Source organism: Bradyrhizobium sp. ISRA464 (genome assembly GCF_029910095.1).
Taxonomy (GTDB): domain Bacteria; phylum Pseudomonadota; class Alphaproteobacteria; order Rhizobiales; family Xanthobacteraceae; genus Bradyrhizobium.
In genome coordinates this window covers 5,891,945-5,909,834 of record NZ_CP094526.1, presented here as the reverse complement: position 1 = coordinate 5,909,834, position 17,890 = coordinate 5,891,945, and the positions used below count along the sequence as shown (strand labels likewise).

The window sequence follows — 17,890 nt, the reverse complement described above, 5'->3', positions numbered from 1 at the left end:
CGGAGCTTGCCTTTTGGCTCTCAGCACGTCTCCGCCGGCGCTGGCCGACGCGGCGCGCGCGATCAAGATCGGTGTCCTCAATGATGCGTCCGGCCCGTATTCGGACAATGCTGGCGAAGGCTCGGTCACGGCGGCCAGGATGGCCGCTGAAGATTTCATGCACCAGCATCCCGACTTCAAGGTCGAGATCGTTTCGGCGGACCACCAGAACAAGGCTGACGTTGGGGCCGGCATTGCGCGTCGATGGATCGACCAGGATAAGGTCGACGCAATCGCCGACGTACCGAACTCGGCCGTCGGTCTCGCCGTCAACGAGGTGGTGCGCGGCAGCAAGGCGGCGTTGATCGCGTCAAGCGCAGCCTCGTCCGACCTGACGGGCAAATACTGCTCGCCGAACACGATCCAATGGACCTTCGACACTTGGGCGGCCTCGCACACGATCGGCAGCTACCTCGTGCATCACGCTGGCAAGAAGTGGTATTTCATCGCAACCGACAACGCGCTTGGAAAGTCGATGGTGCGGGACGGAACGTCCGTCATCAACGCCGGCGGCGGCACCGTTCTCGGCTCGGTCAACGTTCCCATCAACAATGCGGATTATGCGTCGTTCATCCTGCAAGCGGACAGCTCTGGCGCCGACGTGATCGCTTTCGCGACCGCCGGGGGCGACACCGTCAACTTGATCAAGCAGTCCTCGGAATTCGGGCTGAAGCAGAACGGCCGGACTTTCGCTGCGCTGCTCACCACCACGAACGACGTCGAGGCCAGCGGACTCGCCGTGGGGCGGGGGCTCATCATCACCCAGCCGTTCTACTGGGACCTGAACGATGCCAGCCGGGCCTGGTCGGCGAGGTTCGGTGAGCGACAGCACGGGCAGTCACCCACCGCGTTCCATGCCGGGGTCTATTCGTCGCTACTTGCCTATCTAAACGCGGCGCTTGCTGCGGGCACCAATGACGCTCCGGCGGTGATCCATAAGATGAAGGAGAAACCGATCGATGACGCCCTGTTCGGACCTGTCATCGTGCGCGCAGACGGCCGGGCCATCCACAACATGTACATCCTGAAGGTAAAGGATCCGAACGCTTCGAAGGGCAAGTGGGATCTTCTCGAGAATATCGGTGTGCTGAGTGGGCCGGAGGCGTTTCGACCAGTCGATCAGGGTGGATGCGCGATGGTCGAGCAGCCGAAGAGTAACTGACGCCATGCAGGAGTGAGGACGCTCGGAGGCCGAACGTCACGACAGCCCTTCCGGAAAACCAGTGGATATAGACATGTTGGACAATCTCGAAGCGGAGTTTCCCGAGCATACGCCGCGCCCGTCGCACGCGCCGAAGGCGCTCGACGGAATACGGGTCGTCGATTTCTCGCACTTCATTGCCGGCCCCTTTGCGACCATGATCCTGGCCGACATGGGCGCCGAGGTCATCAAGGTTGAGGCGCCCGGCCGCGGCGACGATCTGCGTCGCTATCCGCCGGTGCATGCAGACCTCAAGCATGGCGCGCCGTTCGCCTGGACCAATCGGAATAAGCGGAGCGTCGCGCTCGATCTCAAGTCACCGGAGGGCGTCACGGTCGCGCGAGAGTTGGTCGCGACCGCTGATGTCGTCGTCGAGAACTTCTCGACAGGTGTCATGGAACGGTTCGGGCTCGACTATGAGGCCTGCCGGAGAATCAGGCCCGAGATCATCTACTGTTCGGTGTCGGCCTATGGACGGGAAGGCAGCTTCGCCGATCGGCTCGGCTTCGATCCGATCGCGCAGGTCGAGAGCGGCTTCGTGTCGATGAATGGCTACGCCGATCGCGAGGGGGTGCGGGCGCTGGCGCCGGTCATGGACATCAGCACGGCGATGATGGCCTGCAATGCCATTCTCGGCGCGCTGGTCGCCCGGGAGCGCAGCGGCCTCGGTCAGTCGGTCGAGATATCGCTGTTCGACAACGCGGTGCTGATGACCGGTTACGCGACGATGCAGCATCTATTCAGCGGCGCCAACCCGCAGCGCCACGGCAATACCAGCCCTGACACGTGTCCGTCGGGCGTATTTCAGGCGAGCGACTGTGCCTTCTACATCAACTGCGGCAACGACAAGATCTTCCAGCGCCTCATGTCGCAGGTAATCGATCGCGAGGATCTGGCGTCGGCAGTGATCTATGCGACCGGACCGGACCGCATCCGACGACGCGATGAGCTGTTTACGATCCTTGGGGAAGCATTCGCGCAGCAGCCCTGGTCGCACTGGCAATCAAGGATGCGGTCCGCCGGGGTTCCTTGCGGGCAGGTGCGGACCGTCGGAGAGGCCATCCGCTCGCCCGAAGCGCGCGAGCGCCGGCTCGTCAGCCGCATTCCTCACGACAGGCTGGGCTGGATCCCGAACGTCAACCTGCCGATCCGATATTCTCGAACGCCAATCGTCGATCCGGTTGCAGCCCCAGCCGTGGGGCAGCACACCGAACGCGTGCTGCGCGAGGTACTTGGCTATGACGATGCACACTTGGCGCGCCTCGCCGAGACCGGTGCGTTCGGTGCCGATGTGGGGAGCCAGTCGCGACGGGACGCAAAACAATGATGGTGCGGCCGACAACTGAACGTTCTCTCAGGGGCCGGGTTGCCGTGATCGGGATCGGCGAAACTGACTACTACCGCCATGGCGCATCGCCGGATCCGGAATTCAAGCTCGCCCTCAAGGCGATCTTGGCCGCCTGCGATGACGCCGGCCTCGATCCCCGTGATATCGACGGATTCTCCTCCTACAGCGACGATCGCAGCGAAGCATCACGTCTGGCCGCGGCGCTCGGCATACGTCGGTTGCGGGCCGCAACGATGCAGTGGGGCGGAGGAGGTGGAGGGTGTTGCGCCGCGGTTGCCAACGCAGCCGCTTCGATCGCTGGAGGCCTCGCCGATTGTGTCGTGGTCTTTCGCTCGCTGGCGCAAGGTCAGCACGGCCGCTTCGGACAGGCTGGCGGGATCGACACCATCTCCGGTGAGAAAGCCTATCTGATGCCGTATGGCGTGCTGGCGCCTCCCCAGCGGTTTGCGATGCGCGTTCGCCGCTACATGCACGAGCACGGCGTTCGCCAAGAGGCTTTGCGCGCAGTCGCACTTGCCTCCTACCATCACGCTCAGAGCAATCCCCGCGCGGTGATGTACGGAAAACCACTGGATCCGGACAAGTATGATGCCTCACGCTGGATCGTTGAGCCGTTTCATCTGTACGATTGCTGCATGGAGAACGACGGCGCCGCTGCCATCCTGCTCGTCGCTGAAGAACGAGCCAATGAGTTCCGGCAGCGGCCTGCCTATGTGCTCGGAGCGGCCATGGGATCTGGGCATCGTGCCGCAGCGACGGCCCACAATTCGTCACGCTATGCCAGTGCAAGCTTCGATACAGTCGCACCCGATCTTTATCGCATGGCAAGGGTTGGTCCATCCGACATCGGCGTAGTCCAGAGCTACGAGAACTTCACAGGCGGCGTCGTTATGGCCTTGGCGGAACACGGGTTCTTCAAACCGGACGAGGCGAATGACTTTCTTACGGTCGAAAACCTGATAGCGCCGTCCGGCCGACTACCGCTCAACACTAGCGGTGGCAACCTCGCAGAATGCTACATGCATGGTTTTGAGCTCGTTCTGGAAGCCGTCCGTCAGGTACGTGGGACATCGATGAGCCAGGTTCGACGAAACGATGTAGCCTTGGTCATCGGCGGCCCGATGGTGACGCCCGCCAGCAACCTTATTCTGGGCTCGGAGGCTACGCTGTGAGTGGGCCGGCGCGTGCGCACTATCTTCCTGCCGGGTTGCCCATTCCAGTGAGCGAGCTGGATGGCCTCTCCGCACCGTACTGGGCGGGCTTGCGCGAAGGCCGGCTACTGGTGCAACGCTGTGACCGCTGTGCTACCTGGCAGTTCGGGCCGGAATGGATATGCCATCATTGTCACGCTTTCGATCCCACATGGACTGAGGTCGAACCGACCGGCCGGATCTTCAGTTGGGAACGTGTGTGGCATCCCTCGCACGCGGCGCTGAGGCACCACGGTCCGTACGTCGCAGTGCTTGTCGAGTTGCCACACGCCGGCAGCGTACGCTTGGTGGGCAATCTGCTGGGCGATCCCCAGCAGCCCGTCGTTATCGGAGCTGAGGTTGAAGGGGTGTTCGAGCATCACCCGGAGTCCGATCCATCGTTCTCTTTGCTGCAATGGCGGCTACGGCTACGCTCCTGACCGGACAATGGGCGTTGAAACATGTTCATCAAAGATCGCCCTATGATGAACATCCAAAGAAATTCGGTGATTTAGTGCGAGCGGCTGGACAAGGAGAACGCTGCTTGCAGAAAGCGAAGAAGTGGGCGTGCGGGTGTCCGGAGACCTGACGAGCGGGCATCAGTTCTTGGGGGGGCCGATGCTTGCGCCATAAGCATTCTGTCGATGGAGGAGGCCACAAAGCATCGGCCTCTCGTAGCACGAAAGTCGTTCATTGAGCATGCGGGCCTATTGCAGCCGGCGTCCCGCTCCCCGATTGTCTTGCACGCCATGGATGATCCACTCTTCTTCCATGGCGGAGAGCATCTCTGCTGAAGAAGCTATCAGGGCGTGGGGCTGAATGTTCTCTGGACGGAGTCAGAGCTCGAGCTTGATCCAATGAACGCGGTCAACTTCGGCCGTTCCGAGATAGGGGGTGTCGCGGAAGCGGCCGGGCGGCAGGCCTACTCTTCGGGAGAAGAACCGGTTGAAGTAGGCCGCGTCATCATAGCCGAGCGCGACGCCGATTTCATTCACGGTCATATCGGAATAGAGCAGGCTGCGCTTGGCCTCAGTTAGCAACCGATCGTTGATTAGCGCTAATGACGACCTGCCTGTCGTGACACGGCAACACGAATTGAGACGTGCAGTGGTGACCCCCAACTTGCGGGCATAGAAGCCGAGTGGCGGGTGGTCGCGATAATGCTGCTCGATGAGTTCGCGAAAACGCATCACCATATCGGCATCGCGCGCCATAGCAACGGGGCGGGCGCGTTCCTGGGCGAGCAGGCGGCAATTTGTGACCGCGATCAGCGCAGATAGGCCTTAATTGCCGCGCGCCGACCTGGAGCGAACCAGACGAACTCATGCTCGAGCGCGGCAAAGAGCCCGATCAGGTCGATGTCGCTCCCGATTTGCTCCGGGAGAAACCGCGCCGGGAGACGAAAGCCGCCGACAGGCTCGGGATCGTCGTCGAGCGCGGATTGAAGGAAAGGCGGAGTCACCGTGACGACGTATCCGTCGGTGCCAGGCTTGAAGCGAATTGCGTGGATCGTGAGCGCCGGGATGATCACCAGCGCCGGCGGCGAAAGCTCCCAACTTTGCCCTTCAACCTCGATCGCACCGCCGCCCTTGCTGATCGCCGGTACTTGATGGTGATCGGGGTGTGCGTGCGTCTGAATTGTCCAATTATGTACGCACGGGAATTGGCTCGATGTGCAGGAATGAAGGTTCGACCTTCGGTGCCGATTCCTCGTAGAGGAAGTAGTGCGGGATCATATCGGTGACCTCTCCAGGACGTGTTGGGGTGACGGCCGTTCGCCCGCGCACTCATGAAAAGTACAACACAAAAGGGATTTCGTCCATTGGCCAAGTCGGATCGCGGACCTATCCAGACTCCGTATGAGCGCGTTGCGAAACAAGCGATGGCCGCAGGAGGACATGCCAATGCCAGGACAGGATCGTGATCTGTCGTGCGATGTGCTCGTGGTGACTTCAGCGATCTATGTTGCCAAGCGGCTTGCTAGTCACATCAAAGATCTCGTTCTCTACAGTCGCGGCGTCAAGATTACGAGTGGTAATGCGCTCGCAGCGCGTCTGGCGAAGACCGTGTTCGATCTGCGCATTCCTCTGCTTACAGCAACGCCCGCGCAGCGGCTCGTCACTGAGAATGGTGCCGTCACGGGCGTCGTGGTGCGAGATGCGAGGGGTGAGTACAGCATCGTCGCCCGCCGTGCGGTGGTGCTGGCGAGTGGCGGCTTCCCGCACGACGCAGCGCGCGTAGCGCGCGCCTACGGACTGCCGCCCGGGAGCAGGGTGGTGATTGACCTTCTCGGGCGACTGGACCTAGTCCGCTGCACGGCTCGCACTGCGCCGCGCCGGCTTTCAGGGAAATTTGTTCTCCTCAACACCCACTTGGGCCGACCTCGACGCCGCGGCGCTTCTGGATGGCGATGCCGACGTCGACGATGTGGACTTTCTGGGGCTTCGCCGTGTCGTATTGCCCGTCCTGCGGCAGCATCAGGCGGATGTCGCTTGGGTGTCGCTTTCCTCGGCGAATGCGTGGCAACGACATGTCCACCACGGCCCGCCTGCAGACTCCAATCGAGCACGAATGACTCAGATCCAATCGCAGTCGACACAATCGCGGCTGCGCAAGGCCGCCGCCAGAACTATCGAAACCTTGGAAACAGCTATCGCAGACGCCTTCCACACCTTCACACCGGATGAATGCGCAAACTGCTTCGAGGCCGCAGGATGCGCTTCAGCCTGACGCGAGTGAGCTGCGACCAGCCGTGAGTTTCAGCGTATTTGTAGCGCTGGAACAGCGACTTCGAAGATTCAGCTGGGATGTTGTCGCGGTTGGGAATGTCCGGGAGCGCATCGTCGAGCAGCTTCCACTTCTCGTCGGTGAGCTCGTTCATGCGCGGATCGCCGAGGAAATCGATCGCGAACCGAACGACCGCCTCTGCCTCGCCCCGGCCTTTCATCTTGTGCTGGCGTTGCGCCCCGCCGGCCGCAGAAACTCCTGCAGCAGGACGGACAACCGAATTTGCAGGAAGTAGCGACCGTCGCCGCGCCGGGCGAGATAGGAGGGACGAGCCACGAAGAGCCTTTCCGGGGCGCGGGGACGGTGAGACATCCGGGTGGGATGTAACACCGACACTTCCGCTACCCCAATCCGGCCAACGTGCTGGAAAACTTAAGGATTTCGCTTGCGTTTTGGACCTGGTAGCGCGTCCCTCCCCCGCTACGCTGCGCCACGATTTTCGACACCAAACGTATGATCCACCACGATCTTGTGCTCCTGATGGTGGCAATTAGAGCACGAGGTGCGAATTGCATTGGACGATGAGAACAGGGAAAGAGCCATTACATATTGGGTGCGTATCGCAGCTGCTGTGATGGCTACAACGCGGCAGCCCCACCGCAATCTGGGCTCGAGTCAGCGTCCCTTGTAGCGAAGCGTGTCCACCAGGAGGGAGAAAGCCGGCGAAGGCTGCCGTCGGCTGGGGTAGTATAGGTGGTACCCAGAGAACGGCGGGCACCAGTCCGCGAGCACCCGTATAAGGCGGCCTTGTGAGAGATAAGGCTGAACGTGGCCTTCCATCAGATAGGCCAGACCGAAACCCTTTAGCGCGGCGTCGAGCAGCGCGCGCGCCCCGTTGAAAACCAGTTGCCCATCGACACGGACGTGAAGATCGCGCCCGTTCTTCTCGAACTCCCAAGCGTACAAACTGCCGCCGTGCGTAGGTAGGCGCAGGTTGATGCAGTTGTGTTGCGTCAGGTCCTGCGGGGTGCGAGGCCTCTTCCGGCCCTCGAAATGGGACGGTGCGCCGACGACAGCCATGCGAAGATCCGGCCCCACTCTCACGGCGATCATATCCTTCGCGACCAATTCGCCGGGACGAATCCCCGCATCGTACTGGGCGGCGACGATGTTCGTGAGGCCGTAGTCGATCAGCACCTCGACCTTGATGTCGGGGTAGCTCGGAAGAATCTTCCCGGCATCAGAATGGCCTGAGCCGCGTATTCCGTCGCCGTGATCCGGATCGTGCCGGCGGGCTTCTCCCGCAATTCGCTCAAGCCCGCCAGCTCGGCATCCATCTCCTCGAACTTCGGCCCGATCTTTAGGAACGAGTTGGGGTGACGCTCCGGGTCGTGCGATTCATGCGTTCTTCGAGGTTGCGGATGATCTAGCTCGTGCCGACTGCGTCATACCGAGCTTGGCCGCTGCGCGCGTGAAATTGCGTTCTCTTGCCACTGCCAGGAAGGCCAGGAGATCGCTCGCGTCTTCTCGATGCATTTGATTAGCGCTCCTAATGACTGCATTCGAAATCTATCACCTAATCAGGGGAGGGCGGAAGGCTTAGGTTTGGGTCAGCAGCCAGGAGACGGCGTGTCAACAGGGAGACACGAGGCAATGACCGAAGGAATCAAAGACAAGATCGTGGTGGTGACAGGGGCGAGCAGCGGGTTGGGCGAGGCCACGGCGCGGCTGCTTTCCGCCCAAGGCGCAACCGTCGTGCTCGGGGCCAGGCGCGCCGACCGGCTGCAGTCGCTGGCGAAGGAGCTGGAGTCCCGTCGGGGCAAGGCCCTCGCCGTCACGACGGACGTTACCCGGCGCGAGCAGGTCAAGGCTCTCGTCGATTCAGCAGTTCAGACCTATGGTCGCGTCGATGTCATGATCAACAACGCAGGCCTGATGCCGCAGGCACTGCTCGAACGACTAAAGGTGGACGAGTGGGACCGTATGATCGACGTCAACATCAAGGGCGTGCTGTACGGGATCGCCGCGGCGCTGCCACATATGCAGCGGCAGAAGTCTGGCCACTTCATCAACGTTTCTTCGGTAGCAGGCCACAGGGTCGGGCCTGGCTTTGCCGTCTATGCAGCAACGAAACATGCCGTGCGCGCGCTGTCCGAGGGGCTGCGCCAGGAGGTCAAACCGTACAACATCCGGACGACGGTGATTTCACCAGGCGCTGTCGCCACCGAGCTTCCCAACAGCATCACCGATCCCGATGCCAGGACGCGTGTCAGTACCTTCTATTCGCAGGTAGCCGTGCCAGCCGACTCGTTCGCACGAGCCGTCGCGTTCGCGATCAGCCAGCCGGAGGACGTGGACATCAACGAAATCCTCTACCGGCCGACCAGGCAAGAACTCTGAAGCGCGGCCAGCATGTCGGTCATTGCTGTGGAAGAGATGGTTGCCCATCGCATTGCGGCGACGTTGTTGCCGATCATGGCGGTGGTCTTCGTCGCCTTTCTCGTGATCGGTGCCGCGATGCCGGTCCTCCCACTTCACGTCCACAATGGGCTGGGTTTTGGCACATTCGTAGTCGGCCTCGTCGCCGGCAGTCAGTTCGGTGCATCCCTGATCTTGCGGCCATGGGCGGGCCAATATTCGGACAGCCGCGGAGCAAAGCGTGCAGTGATCGTCGGCCTGCTGGCAGCAGCGGCGTCCGGTTTGCTTTATCTGCTGTCGCTCTGCTTAGAGAGTGCTCCGCTCACCTCGGTCTCGATTCTCTTGGTTGGGCGAGGCTTGCTCGGAGGCGCCGAGAGTTTCATCATCACGGCTACGGTGAGTTGGGGGCTGGCGCTCGTCGATTCCAGAAACACGGGCAGGGTCATCGCCTGGGTCGGCTCCGCGATGTTCGCAGCCTTCGCGATCGGTGCGCCGGCTGGATCCGCGCTCTATGCCGATTACGGCTTTGCGGCGATCGCGTTTGGCACGGCGTTGGCTCCACTCGCCACACTGGCGTTGGTCGCGTTCCTTCCCGCAGTTGCTCCGGCGCCCCGAACTCGCCTCTCGTTCCTCAAGGTGCTGGGTGCGGTATGGGTACCGGGCTTCGGCTCGGCGCTTGGCAGCGTAGGCTTCGGCGCGGTGACCACGTTCGCCGCCTTGCTGTTCGCAAACCGGGGATGGTCCAACGGATGGCTCGCCTACACCGCTTATGCCATCGCATTCATTCTGGCGCGCATCTTCTTCAGCCATATGGCGGATACAATCGGTGGCGCGAGAGTCGCGCTGGTCTGTGCATTGACTGAAGCAGCTGGCCAGGCGCTCATCTGGCTGGCCGCCGGGCCCGAGATGGCCCTGCTCGGAGCCGCGCTCACAGGATTCGGTTTCTCACTGGTCTATCCCGGCTTGGGCGTGGAAGCGGTCCGCCGCGTGCCCGCACAGAGCCGCGGTTTGGCTATGGGAGCATACACCGCGTTTCTCGACTTCGCCCAAGGCGTTGCGAGCCCGGCGCTCGGACTGATCGCGATTGGTGCAAGGCTGAACGTCGTGTTCCTTGCCAGCGCCGTCACCGTGCTCTGCGCTGCAATCGTCGCGTCATGGCTAATCGTGCACCCGGCAAAGCTGGAGGGAGGGCCGCAATGAGATTGCTCGCAGCATCCTTGTTTTCGTTCTGCTTGATCATTGGCGGAGCAGCCGCTGGGCAACAGACAACCGTCGAAGGAGCTAATCCCATGTCAGAATCCGAAGACATCCGTACCGTCGCGCCGGCGCTCGAGAAGTATGCCCAAAAGGTTGTTCTGGGCGATCTCTGGAAGCGGCCGAGCCTTTCGCCCCGAGATCGTAGCATCGTCACTCTTGCGGCTCTGATCGCACGCGATCAGACCGTCGAACTGCCCTTCTATCTCAATCTCGCGCTCGACAATGGTGTCAAGCCGGCCGAGATCTCCGAAATCGTTACACACTTGGCGTTCTACACTGGCTGGGCCAACGCGATGGATGCGCTTCCGGCGACACGGAGCATCTTCAAGAGCCGCAACATCGGAGCTGATCAACTCCCGCCAGCATCGGGACCGCAACTGCTCATCGACGAAGCGGCGGAGAAGCAGAGGGCGACGCGTGTCGGAGAACAATTCGCCCAGATCACGCCAAGCCTCGTCCAGTACACGACCGACGTGCTGTTTAGGGATCTCTGGTTGAGGCCGGGCCTCGCTCCGCGGGATCGCAGTCTCGTTACCGTCAGCGCGCTCGTCGCGACCGGACAGGTCGCTCAGATCACGTACCACCTGAACCGGGCGATGGATAATGGATTGACGCGCGAAGAGGCGGGCGAACTACTCGGCCATCTCGCCTTCTATGCCGGCTGGCCTCACGCATTCTCCGCGGCGCCCGTCGTCAAGGACGTCATCGAGAAACGGCCCGCCAGCAAATGATGCGGACGTACTCGCGCCGGAGAGTCATAGCCGCAACCGCAGCTGGATTCGCGGCCTTGACTGCAATCGACACGTCGGCGGCGGAAATGCCGACCACCGACGCAAGGAGGACGGATATGGATATCGAGATCAAACGGAACGGCTCGCGCCCCGCCACCAAGGGCCCGGCGGACTGGTTCACCGGATCGGTCCGTGTGGATCCGCTGTTTCAGGCGCCCGAGCCGGCACGAGTGGGAGCGGGCCACGTCACCTTCGAGCCTGGCGCTCGCACCAATTGGCACACGCATCCACTCGGCCAGACACTGGTCATCACGTCAGGACTGGGATGGGTGCAACGCGACGGCGGGCCGATTGAGGAAGTCCGGCCTGGCGACGTCATCTGGATTCCACCGGGGCTCAAGCATTGGCACGGCGCGACGCCGACCACCGCGATGAGCCACATTGCCATCCAGGAATCGCTCAACGGCAAGAACGGCGACTGGCTGGAGAAAGTCAGCGACGAGCAGTACCGCAAGTGATTGCGAGGCCGGCATGAAGCCGCACGTCATCTGTCACATGGCCGCCAGCGTCGCCCTGCGCTGGCACATCGAGCACAGGATTTGCGCAATCCGCAAGTTGTTTCGACCAGCTCGCATAGCCGAGAATTTCGAAATTTTCGATTTCAGGCTGAGTGCGGAAGACATCGCCGCGATAGACGCCCTGGACTCTGGGAGGCGTAGCGGCCCCGACCCCGAACTGGTGCACGTGGCGACTTTCCCAATCACAGTTGAGGAGTGAACCTTGCCATGAATATTTGCCTGGAAGGGAAGGTGGCTCTCGTTACTGGCGCGGGCGCTGGAATCGGCCTCGCGACAGCACAAGCCTTCGCCGAAACCGGAGCGGCCGTCGCACTGGCTGATGTGAATGAGGATGCCGTCCGCTCCGCTGCAGAGAGGCTGCTCGCTGCCGGCCGCAAGGCGCTCGCAATCTGCTGCAACGTCGCCCACAGCTCCAATGTCGCGGCAATGATTGATCAGACGATGTCCACGTTCGGCCGGCTGGATGCGGCGGTCAACAATGCGGGTGTCAATTGTGAGAGCCGATCCTTGATGGATACAAGCGACGAGGAGTTCGATCGCATCATCAATGTGAATCTTCGCGGCGTCTGGAACTGTATGAAGGCGGAACTTCGTCAAATGACCGCGCAGGGGAGCGGTGCAATTGTCAATTGCTCCTCGATTGGCGGGATGGTTGGTTCGAAAGGGCGAAGTGCCTATTCGGCAAGCAAGCACGCCGTCATTGGCCTGACGCGTTCGGCTGCGCTCGACTACGCTGCGCAAGGGATTCGTATAAACGCGGTGTGCCCGGGAATCATCAACACTCCGATGGCTGCCGCGGTCACCAAGAATTACGATCCTGAGATCGTGAAGGCCATGATGGCGCGGGAGCCAATCGGACGTTTCGGCGAGCCCCAAGAAATCGCATCGGCCATCGTGTGGCTCTGCACTCCGGCCGCCAGTTTCATGGTCGGCCATGCCATGGCTGTCGATGGAGGCGTGTTAGCGCAGTAACCGGTTATGATCCCGTTTGTTCAGTATTTGAGGAGACATGCCATGTCTTGGTCCAAAGACGAGCTTCGCGAGATCGCCGTCAGCGACGATCTCCACATCGCGCCGTTCCGGCCCGACGGGAAGACCTATGGCACTCCGACATGGATCTGGTCGGTCGTTGTCGACGACACTCTGTATGTGCGGGCCTACAGCGGCCGACAATCCCGTTGGTATCAGGCGGCCCTGACCCAAAAGGCCGGTCGGATCACTGCCGCAGGAATGACAAAGGAAGTCACCTTCGAGCCGGTCGAGGGCAAAATCAACGACCGCATCGACGAGGCCTATCGGTCGAAGTATCGCACCAGCCCATATCTCGATCCCATGATCGGCGAACGCGCGAGGTTGGCGACGATCAGAATCAATCCCCGCTCCGACGCGGGCTGAAAAGGAGGTTAATTCGGACGCGAGGCAACTTCTCGTCCTCGGTGCGACAATGATGGAATCGCTAAGCGCTCCCGCCGTCGCTCAGGACTCCAACGAACCTTACGTGCGAGTGGCCGAGATCGAGATTGATCCGGCACAACTCGATGCCTACAAGGCGGCGGTGAAAGAGCAGATCGAAGCGGCGATCCGATCGGAGCGCCGAGATCGGCCTTGGCAACGCCGGTCTTGTGGTGAGCCTCGACGCTTCTCGCTTGGCCCGCAATAACCGGGACTGGCATCAGCTTCGGATGCGCCTTCACCAAGGGGAACGCCAGAAGGCGGCGCGGGGCGAACTGCGACTGCCCCTGCCAGCCGGGCTCGCCTATGCGCTTGCACCAGCCGCCGCGCCTTCGTGTCACATCACGCAGAGCCAAACTTCCCGTAAATCTATGCCGCAAACCGGAGGCCGACCCCGTAGTTACCCCGGGATTTTCGTAGAAATCACGCCACTATTACGATCTACTATCGGACAGCTTTCTGCAGGGAGGGAGCAATGTCCTACACAATTGGGTTTATACCGAAGAACCAACGAGAGGTCTCGGCGGCTGAAGCGCCGACAGCTAACCAAGCTCTCGCGATGATTGCTGCGCTTCAGGAAAGGGCGGAGGAAATCAAATTCATCACGTCACCTCAGGAAGGTGAGATGGGGATTGAGATGCTGTTGCTGCTAGCTAGCGAAAGAGGAAGCCGAGGAGATGCCCGGGGAGGTGATCTAGCGCAGCATCGCCGCAAGACGTGCGCGAGTCTGCCGATCGATGCGATACGCAGGCCTCGAGAAGCTAGAAGCGCCGCTGCTCCTGCCACTGAGCGCGAGCGGGGTGAATCCATCTGCGCCAACTTGATCGTTGAGACTGGCCACCTGCCTTCGTGGCCTCTGATCGAAATTCGTAGGCCGTGCAATTCCGTGGCTTAAAGCCGAGCATCCGGACCATTTCCGGGCGTGCTCGTCCAAGAGGGCGGGTTGATGAGCCAACCGGAACCCTCGACATGAGCAGCTCGACGAAGAAAGGGACGCTGCTAAGCTGCCCATATGATTTCTTGAAAAGGATTTAGATAACAATTTCAATTACATATGAGTTCGCAGTTTTGTTCTGAATGGCGCGCCAAGGCCGCCGAATGTAGCCGTTTCTACGATCTTCTACGCCGACACACGAGACTTACGGCGGCCTTCGTGATCGCGCCGGAGTAAACGCCAAGTCCCGGTCTTGAAGAAGGAGTGTCGTCGATCGCTTGCCGACATTCAGAAGGCTATTCCCGAACAAACATATGGGACTTGATCTTCCATTGGCCGTCTATCTGGTGCTCATACAATTTGACGGTGCTTCCCGACAGTCTTGTTGTTTCTCCGCCGTCCTTCACCAATAGTGCGGTGAACCGGGAACTGACGTAGGCGTAGTTCCCGATTTCCAATACGTCCACAAGCTGAAGCCTGTGGTCTCTGACGCTTTTTCCTCTGGCGGCGAAGAAATCTCGGATCGCGACTGGACCAGTGGCCGGCGGCGCGCCAGGCGGCATCAATCTTGCGTCAGAAGAATACATGGGCAGCAAAGCATCGGGATTCGGATCGTTGATGGCGGCATCCCATCGAGCATTGAGGGCCGCCATCTCGTCTGTGAGGGATTCGGCGTGCGACTCAGGAGCGATGCTGAACATAACAACGCAAAGCAGAACCATCGAAGCCAAAGATGTCCGTGTCATGGCCTTGTCCTCGTTCGACCACCTGGTGGCGTGCGCGGGCGGCGCTCGCCATAGCCGCACCGCCATGCTCTAGCGTCATGCCGCGGGCAAACCAGCCCTCCGAAGGCCCTCCAGATAGGCGTCGAGGCTTGCGGCATCTTGAAATGAGGTCTGCAGATAGGCGCGCATGGTGGCAAGTGTCTCGTTCGGGTTCGCCGCGAGGAAGTTTCGCATGGCCTCGCGCGCCTCGTCGATACGGCCCAACAACCCGAGGCAGGCAGCGCGCAGCTGTAGCGCAATCCGCCAGCGCGGGTTCTCGTGGAGCGACTTCGTCACCCACGCGAGCGCCGTTTCGTAATCGCCCTGCACGAACGAGAGGGTGGCGTACCCGACAAGCGCCAGATAGGCGGCGCTCAGCACGGGGTTGAGCCGCATCGCCTTGTCGAGACTCGCTGTCGCGCTCTCCGCCTTTCCGAGATAGGCCTGTATCAGGCCGTGCGCCGCAAGCGCATCGGCGGAGTTCGGATGCAACGCAAGGGAGCGCTCGATGAGCGCCGTGCCGCCTGCGAAGTCTCCGCCCGCGAGAGCGATCACGAATCCTGCAAGCCACAGCACGTCGGGGTCGTCGTGTCTCTTCTCGGCAGCAGCCCACGCGAACATAGCGGCCTCCTCGAGCCGCGGGTCGGAGGGTGCGATGACGCCGATCACCTTCAATCGGTAGACAAGCCGCGCCTTGAGCGCGATCGCCATCGCGTAATCGGGATCGAGGGCAATCGCCCGCTCCACCAGTCGCAGTGCCTCTTCGATTGGCTCCCGCGTCGCCCGATGTAGGTTCGCGAGCGCGCGGAGGAAGAAATCATAGGCCTTGAGATTCCCGGTTGGCTTTTGGCGTGCGCGTTCCATCTCGCGGGTGAGCAGCCGCGGCTCGATCGCCGCCACCACACTTGCGGTCACCTTATCCTGTAAGTCGAACACGTCCTCGACGCCGCCGTCGATCTTTTCGGCCCAGATGTGCGCGCCCGTCGCGGCCTCAACCAGCTGACCGGTGATGCGCACGCGGGCCCCCGACTTGCGTACGCTTCCTTCCAGCACGTAGCGCACGCCCAATTCGCGCCCAACCTGGCGAATGTCGGGGCTCATCCCCTTGTACGAAAAGCTCGAATTGCGCGCGATCACGAAGATCGAGGGCACGCGCGACAAGGCAGTTATGATGTCCTCGACGATGCCATCGGCGAAATACTCCTGCTCGGGATCGCCGCTCATGTTTTCGAACGGCAGCACGGCGATAGAAGGCTTGTCCGGGAGTGTAGGAGCCTCACTTAGCCTCTCGGCCAGCGTGCTGTGCGCTCCCGAGCGTACAGCGTAAGCGCGGACTGGCTTGGAGATGTTCTTGAGCTGCTGCTCGCCGCGATCCTCGAAGCCAACGTCCAGCTTACCTTCGACTTCGCTGAACACCTTCTCAGAAATCAGGATGCCGCCCGGATCGGCGATGCCCTCCAGCCGAACAGCAATGTTGATCCCGTCGCCGTAAAGGTCACCCTCCTGACCAACGATGACGTCACCAAGGTTAAGCCCGACGCGCAACTTGAGGCGACTGCGGTCTGAGGCGGGACGATCCTGTATCTCAACCGCACATCTCACAGCGGCTAAGGGACTCGCGAATTCGGCGAGGGCGCCGTCACCCGTTGTCTTGATAAGTCGGCCCTCATGGCGGGAGAGGCTAGGCCCGATCAGCTCTTGCTTAAGCCGTTCGAACTCGGCGTAGGTGGCTTCCTCGTCGCGTTCCATGAGCGCGGAATAACCGACCACGTCAGCGGCCAAGATTGCGGCTAGTCGCCTTTGAACCCGCTGCTCGGTCACGGTACCCTCTAAACGACCAGACTAACCACCGGACGGAAAGCAGTTTAGCACTTTGTTGCGCAGCTGTGAGCGCTAATCGCGGGAGGGCCCCACGTGGTAGGACGGAATCCGCGGCCAGGGTCTTCGCATTCGCTGCGCTACTACGACCCGGCATGGGGTCGACCCGAGGACATCTTCGTGAATTCGGGCGACAGGATCGCGTGGAAGCTGGCGTGAGGCGGATTGGTCTCTCCAGCACGGTCTGCGGCTCGGAAGCCGCGCCAAACGGATCGCGATCCCGCCGGGCCCGACGATGCAGGCTGGACAAGTTAATTTCAGCACAGCGCAGTTCGCGAGACTCAAGACGGCAATTGCGCGCGTGCAGGGCGGCACCGGGCGCGGGCGCATCGTTTGCGTCGGCGATAGCACGACATGGGGCGAGGGCGGGGCGACAGCGGCACCAACAACCGGATCAACGCAAAAGAGCGGTGCCGGCCGACCATCCTGGCGAAGCGCCTTGCGGCGCTCGGCATCCCGGACAACTACGAGAACCTATTCGCGAGTAGTGCGAACTCGACCGTTACACTGATCTCGGACTTTCAGTCGCCGACATCGTACGAGTCCGGTTTTTCCTGCTCCGGCGGTTGGGCACTTTCGACCTCGACCACGGCCGGCGGCTGCTGCTTCACGAATACGGCCGACACCACCGGCGCGATCTCGATCACGCCGCAGATGCCGGTCGATAACTTCGAGATATTCGATCTCATCGTCTCGACCGGCGGCTCAATCTCCTATGTGGTCGATGGCGGCGCCGCGGTTATGCTCAATCAGGCGGGTTCGAGCCTGTTGCGGAAAACGACGATCCGCTGCGGATCGGTCGGCACGCATAAACTTGCGATCAAGCGCGTCACTAGCACGCGTTCTTTATCGGCTATCGCGCCTATAACAGCACGCTGGCGCAGATCGATGCGATCAACATCGGCCGTGGGTCCAGCCAAGCATCCGATGGGCTAGTCAACGCAAATCCATGGTCGCCCTTGCCGTGCATGCAGGACCTCTGCGCGACGGCCGATCTTGTCATCCTCGACTTTACGATCAACGACGCGCTGCTTTCGCCGACCACGTATAACACGACCTACCCGACCAATCTGCAGACGTTGATCAACACAGCGAAAGCCGGCGGCGCAGCGGTCATGCTCATGACGGGCAATCCCTGCAACACGGTCTCGAACATCACCGATACGACTCAGCAGAATGTCCGGCAGGCGATCACGTCGGTGGCGCAATCGAACAATCTGCCGCTGCTCGACCAGTATGCGAAGTTCACAAGCTGGGATGCGATGAACGCGCTCGGCTACATGTACAACAAGAACCATCCCAACACGGCCGGCTATGCAGCGCTCGGGACGTTCGTCGGCGATACGCTCGCCGCGTGGGCTGCATAGACGGCG

The 17,890-nt window shown here is 61.4% G+C and carries 19 protein-coding genes and 4 pseudogenes; 15 read left to right on the top strand and 8 right to left on the bottom strand.

Features of this window, described 5'->3' with window-relative positions:
• Positions 1-13 precede the first annotated feature (13 nt).
• The 4 genes from MTX19_RS27670 to MTX19_RS27655 all read left to right on the top strand — a co-directional run bounded on the left by MTX19_RS27670 (position 14) and on the right by MTX19_RS27655 (position 4,218).
• Positions 14-1,201, top strand: coding sequence for an ABC transporter substrate-binding protein (locus MTX19_RS27670; protein WP_348638208.1), 1,188 nt, complete (start codon positions 14-16; stop codon positions 1,199-1,201).
• A gap of 73 nt (positions 1,202-1,274) precedes the next feature.
• Complete coding sequence (locus MTX19_RS27665) at positions 1,275-2,567, top strand: CoA transferase (RefSeq protein ID WP_280980213.1); 1,293 nt, start codon at positions 1,275-1,277, stop codon at positions 2,565-2,567.
• A complete protein-coding gene (locus MTX19_RS27660; RefSeq protein ID WP_280980212.1) occupies positions 2,564-3,760 on the top strand; it encodes an acetyl-CoA acetyltransferase in 1,197 nt (398 codons plus the stop codon). Before MTX19_RS27665 ends, MTX19_RS27660 begins: the two co-directional genes overlap by 4 nt.
• A complete protein-coding gene (locus MTX19_RS27655) occupies positions 3,757-4,218 on the top strand; it encodes a zinc ribbon domain-containing protein (RefSeq protein WP_348638207.1) in 462 nt (153 codons plus the stop codon). Before MTX19_RS27660 ends, MTX19_RS27655 begins: the two co-directional genes overlap by 4 nt.
• Positions 4,219-4,614: 396 nt before the next feature.
• Here the strand turns inward: MTX19_RS27655 and MTX19_RS27650 are convergent, their stop codons facing one another.
• The gene (locus MTX19_RS27650; RefSeq protein WP_280980210.1) at positions 4,615-4,974 is read right to left on the bottom strand and encodes a helix-turn-helix domain-containing protein; all 360 of its coding nucleotides are present in this window, start codon (positions 4,972-4,974) and stop codon (positions 4,615-4,617) included.
• A gap of 71 nt (positions 4,975-5,045) precedes the next feature.
• A pseudogene (locus MTX19_RS27645) lies at positions 5,046-5,423 on the bottom strand (AraC family ligand binding domain-containing protein); the annotation flags it as partial.
• A 214-nt stretch (positions 5,424-5,637) separates the two neighbouring features.
• Between MTX19_RS27645 and MTX19_RS27640 the strand changes: the two are divergent.
• Positions 5,638-5,952: pseudogene (locus tag MTX19_RS27640) on the top strand (FAD-binding protein); the annotation flags it as partial.
• Positions 5,953-6,139: 187 nt separating this feature from the next.
• Here the strand turns inward: MTX19_RS27640 and MTX19_RS27635 are convergent.
• The 3 genes and pseudogenes from MTX19_RS27635 to MTX19_RS27625 form a co-directional block, all read right to left on the bottom strand.
• The gene (locus tag MTX19_RS27635; protein ID WP_280985007.1) at positions 6,140-6,316 is read right to left on the bottom strand and encodes a hypothetical protein; all 177 of its coding nucleotides are present in this window, start codon (positions 6,314-6,316) and stop codon (positions 6,140-6,142) included.
• Between the two features lie 136 nt (positions 6,317-6,452).
• Positions 6,453-6,725, bottom strand: coding sequence for a hypothetical protein (locus MTX19_RS27630; RefSeq protein ID WP_280980209.1), 273 nt, complete (start codon positions 6,723-6,725; stop codon positions 6,453-6,455).
• Between the two features lie 455 nt (positions 6,726-7,180).
• Positions 7,181-8,041 (bottom strand): annotated as a pseudogene (locus MTX19_RS27625) (LysR family transcriptional regulator).
• 117 nt (positions 8,042-8,158) lie between these two features.
• Between MTX19_RS27625 and MTX19_RS27620 the strand changes: the two are divergent.
• From MTX19_RS27620 to MTX19_RS27585, 8 genes are all read left to right on the top strand, one after another.
• Positions 8,159-8,905, top strand: a complete 747-nt coding sequence (locus MTX19_RS27620; protein ID WP_280980208.1) for an SDR family oxidoreductase — start codon at positions 8,159-8,161, stop codon at positions 8,903-8,905.
• A gap of 12 nt (positions 8,906-8,917) precedes the next feature.
• The gene (locus tag MTX19_RS27615; protein ID WP_280985563.1) at positions 8,918-10,123 is read left to right on the top strand and encodes an arabinose transporter; all 1,206 of its coding nucleotides are present in this window, start codon (positions 8,918-8,920) and stop codon (positions 10,121-10,123) included.
• An 89-nt stretch (positions 10,124-10,212) separates the two neighbouring features.
• Complete coding sequence (locus tag MTX19_RS27610; RefSeq protein WP_348638365.1) at positions 10,213-10,911, top strand: carboxymuconolactone decarboxylase family protein; 699 nt, start codon at positions 10,213-10,215, stop codon at positions 10,909-10,911.
• Between the two features lie 122 nt (positions 10,912-11,033).
• The gene (locus MTX19_RS27605) at positions 11,034-11,429 is read left to right on the top strand and encodes a cupin domain-containing protein (RefSeq protein ID WP_280984895.1); all 396 of its coding nucleotides are present in this window, start codon (positions 11,034-11,036) and stop codon (positions 11,427-11,429) included.
• A gap of 13 nt (positions 11,430-11,442) precedes the next feature.
• Positions 11,443-11,688, top strand: coding sequence for an aldo/keto reductase (locus MTX19_RS27600; RefSeq protein WP_280980206.1), 246 nt, complete (start codon positions 11,443-11,445; stop codon positions 11,686-11,688).
• Positions 11,689-11,696: 8 nt separating this feature from the next.
• Positions 11,697-12,461, top strand: a complete 765-nt coding sequence (locus MTX19_RS27595; protein ID WP_280980205.1) for a glucose 1-dehydrogenase — start codon at positions 11,697-11,699, stop codon at positions 12,459-12,461.
• A 42-nt stretch (positions 12,462-12,503) separates the two neighbouring features.
• Positions 12,504-12,884 (top strand): DUF2255 family protein, encoded by a 381-nt coding sequence (locus MTX19_RS27590; RefSeq protein ID WP_280986142.1) that lies wholly within the window; start codon positions 12,504-12,506, stop codon positions 12,882-12,884.
• A gap of 109 nt (positions 12,885-12,993) precedes the next feature.
• Positions 12,994-13,149, top strand: coding sequence for a hypothetical protein (locus tag MTX19_RS27585; protein WP_280980204.1), 156 nt, complete (start codon positions 12,994-12,996; stop codon positions 13,147-13,149).
• A 602-nt stretch (positions 13,150-13,751) separates the two neighbouring features.
• Here the strand turns inward: MTX19_RS27585 and MTX19_RS39310 are convergent.
• From MTX19_RS39310 to MTX19_RS27575, 3 genes and pseudogenes are all read right to left on the bottom strand, one after another.
• Positions 13,752-13,826: pseudogene (locus MTX19_RS39310) on the bottom strand (PRC-barrel domain containing protein); the annotation flags it as partial.
• Positions 13,827-14,171: 345 nt separating this feature from the next.
• Positions 14,172-14,621, bottom strand: a complete 450-nt coding sequence (locus tag MTX19_RS27580) for a nuclear transport factor 2 family protein (protein ID WP_280980203.1) — start codon at positions 14,619-14,621, stop codon at positions 14,172-14,174.
• A 75-nt stretch (positions 14,622-14,696) separates the two neighbouring features.
• Complete coding sequence (locus MTX19_RS27575; RefSeq protein ID WP_280980202.1) at positions 14,697-16,421, bottom strand: adenylate/guanylate cyclase domain-containing protein; 1,725 nt, start codon at positions 16,419-16,421, stop codon at positions 14,697-14,699.
• A 450-nt stretch (positions 16,422-16,871) separates the two neighbouring features.
• Here MTX19_RS27575 and MTX19_RS27570 point away from each other — a divergent pair, with 450 nt between their 5' ends.
• Both MTX19_RS27570 and MTX19_RS27565 read left to right on the top strand, forming a co-directional pair.
• Positions 16,872-17,453 (top strand): hypothetical protein, encoded by a 582-nt coding sequence (locus MTX19_RS27570; RefSeq protein WP_280980201.1) that lies wholly within the window; start codon positions 16,872-16,874, stop codon positions 17,451-17,453.
• 32 nt (positions 17,454-17,485) lie between these two features.
• Positions 17,486-17,884, top strand: coding sequence for an SGNH/GDSL hydrolase family protein (locus tag MTX19_RS27565; protein WP_348638206.1), 399 nt, complete (start codon positions 17,486-17,488; stop codon positions 17,882-17,884).
• Positions 17,885-17,890: the final 6 nt, after the last annotated feature.